Origin of the sequence: Cecembia sp. (genome assembly GCF_007126775.1) — a bacterium.
Classification (GTDB): domain Bacteria; phylum Bacteroidota; class Bacteroidia; order Cytophagales; family Cyclobacteriaceae; genus Cecembia.
Window position 1 is genome coordinate 1 of the sequence record NZ_SLAP01000135.1, and the last position, 2548, is coordinate 2548.

At 40.7% G+C, this 2548-nt stretch carries 3 protein-coding genes; all 3 read right to left on the reverse strand.

Features of this window, described 5'->3' with window-relative positions; all coding sequences use genetic code 11:
- Positions 1-581: 581 nt before the first annotated feature.
- Complete coding sequence (locus QZT73_RS09180) at positions 582-1019, reverse strand: nuclear transport factor 2 family protein (protein WP_291784002.1); 438 nt, start codon at positions 1017-1019, stop codon at positions 582-584.
- 6 nt (positions 1020-1025) lie between these two features.
- Entirely contained in the window at positions 1026-1286 is a 261-nt protein-coding gene (locus tag QZT73_RS09185; RefSeq protein WP_291787755.1) for a hypothetical protein, read from the reverse strand.
- Positions 1287-1381: 95 nt separating this feature from the next.
- Positions 1382-2548: histidine kinase dimerization/phosphoacceptor domain -containing protein (locus QZT73_RS09190; protein ID WP_291787758.1), on the reverse strand; the 1167-nt coding region annotated here is incomplete at its 5' end.

Sequence of the window (2548 nt, forward strand, 5' to 3'; positions counted from 1 at the left end):
GATTTTATCCAGGAATATAAAAGGATTTTGGAAGAGAATGGGATCCGGTTTGATGAGAAATATTTGTTGTGATTGAAATTTCGGCAGTTAGTTTTTTTTTAAATTCAACCACGTTGTGGTTGAGAAAACCAGGTATGCATATCCATTCTCAACCCCACATTGGCATGTGGGGCTAATCACATTGATTCCCTTCAGGAATCAAAATGAACCAATCAATTTAAAAGTGTTATCTGTATTTTCCTGCCACGTCCTGCAAGCTCTTCAGGGATCAACCTTGGACAAAGTCTTATCACAAAGATTCCAATTGGCTCCCCACAAGGGCGGACAAACTCTTCAGGGATCAATCATTTGATAAGAATTGTAAAATGATTGACATCATGTAAATCCTGAATTAACCATCGAAAATCCTTCAATCACAAAGTGCCTGCCTGTCGGCAGACAGGGTTGAATCTGATTCGCCACACATGAAATGTGTGGTCTAATATTAAAATTCCTATCCTCTCATGTTGATGGCATCTTCCAAAATTTTAATCAATTCCGAAGTATCCTCTTTTATTTCTTTGAGCATGATGATACAATCTTTATGGATTCAACTTTAAATCCTGTGCTGCTACTATCTGCCACTTTTTATCTCTGTATATCCAGGTATCGGTCCAGATATTGGTTGTGCTGGTAGAGTCGGCTTTTTTTGTCCAGGTCTCATTACCCTGTGCCACAGCAGCCTCTCCGTAAAACCTTATGGTAACATTGAAAACCTTGGGTTTGTAAGATCGGTTTGCTTTCATTTTAGACTCACGAATCAAGGTTTGTTTGTCATAAAGATCACCCCTTAAACTTACCCCCACGAAGTCATCTGCTACAATCCGATCAATTACTGAAGAATCGCCCGCATTTATCGCTTCTGCCCATTCTTGTGCAGATTTTAAAATATACGCGTTGGCTGCTTCATAATCCATTTTCTCAGAGCAAGAGAAAAGGAATAGAGCGAGCATAAGAATTATTAATTCCAAATTTTTCATTTTACCTCATTTTGTCAGTTCCTTATCGATAGTATTAATCAGGGAATCAATTTGGGCTTGCACCAAGGAATATGCATATTTTTGTCCATCAGCTAATTGGATTTTTAGTCGGACCGCATTGATGATGAATTGATCCTGTTTGTAGTCAGTTAGGGTTTTACCTGGTATAGAAGACTTTGAGATATCTACCGGATTGTAATCAACTCCAATTGGGAATAAGATAAATAAATCAATCGTTCCTGAACGTTGACTTAGGACGAAGTGCATGGTTTTCTTCCCTAATGAGGAGATTTATTTTCCGAAGGAGGGAATGAAAGCATTCTAAAAAGTACCAAATCCTCTCCAAAAAATGCATAATCAGCTCATGCAGCTTTTGCAGGTTTAAAGTAAAATAAGATACGGGTGCCATCTTTTACTTCTTCCTGCATGGTGCCATTTAATTGCTGTGTGAGAAGCGAGATCAATTGCCCGCCAAAACCTGTGCCTTTGATCTGCCCGCTTTTGCCCACCCCATTGTCGCTTACCTTTAACTGAAGGACGCCATCAGTATTTTTATGAAGGGTGATTTCAACTTTACCTTGCTGTCCTTCAGGGAAGGCATATTTTAGCGTATTTGTCAGCAATTCATTAACAATTAGACCAAGTGGAACAGCGGTGTCAATATCCACATCAAGGTTATCCATAGCACATTCAAGGGTTACCCGCTTTTCCGCACCAAAAGATCCGATCAAACTTTCACCCAGGTTGATAAAATAATCTTTCATTTCAATGGCGCCAAGGTTAGTGCCCTGATAGAGTTTTTGATGCACGATGCCAATGGATTGCACCCTGTTTTGCCCTTCCTGCATGGCATCTTTGGTATTGGGGTCGTCTATTTGTGCTGATTGTAGGGCCAACAAACTGCTGACTACCTCAAGGTTGTTTTTTACACGATGGTGGATTTCTTTTAACAGCAATTCGTTTTCTGCATTTTTGGCGGCAAGCATGCGGTTAGCTTGGGTACGGGCCTTGTAACTGCGGTACCCAAAAACCAAAAAGCCGCTTAGCAGTACTGCTAAACCAATACTAAGCCATTGCACCAACCGTTGTTGGGAAAGCTGCTTTTCCTGCGCTGCAATGGTGGCTTCCTTTTTTCCGGTTTCGTAGCGGGTCAGCATTTCACTCATGGCAATATCACTTTCTTTTTTGGCAGTGCTATCGCGCATTATTCTTGCTTTCTTTTGGTAGGCCAAAGCCTCCTTATAATCTCCCAATTTTTCGTAAATGGTGCTGATATGGCCATAGTTCTCTGTGAGGTTCGATAAGTCCCCATCTTTCTCAAGTAAACGGACGGTTTCCAACTGATAAGGCAGGGCATTTCCGTAATTTCCCAAAAGTAGATTTACTTCACCGAGGTTAGCTGTTACTGTGTGTATGGCGTTATTGTAATTGGTTTTTTTCGCTAGAGCGAGCGTAGCTTCATATTGAACCAATGCTTCATCATATCTTTTCAGCCTTTTGAGGGCATTGCCCCTGTTGTTCATAAAATC

What these genes read in the sequence shown, in the direction of transcription:
- QZT73_RS09185 (WP_291787755.1), bottom strand. Translation starts at nt 1,286, where the DNA reads ATGCACTTCGTCCTAAGTCAACGTTCAGGAACGATTGATTTATTTATC.
- QZT73_RS09180 (WP_291784002.1), bottom strand. Translation starts at nt 1,019, where the DNA reads ATGAAAAATTTGGAATTAATAATTCTTATGCTCGCTCTATTCCTTTTC.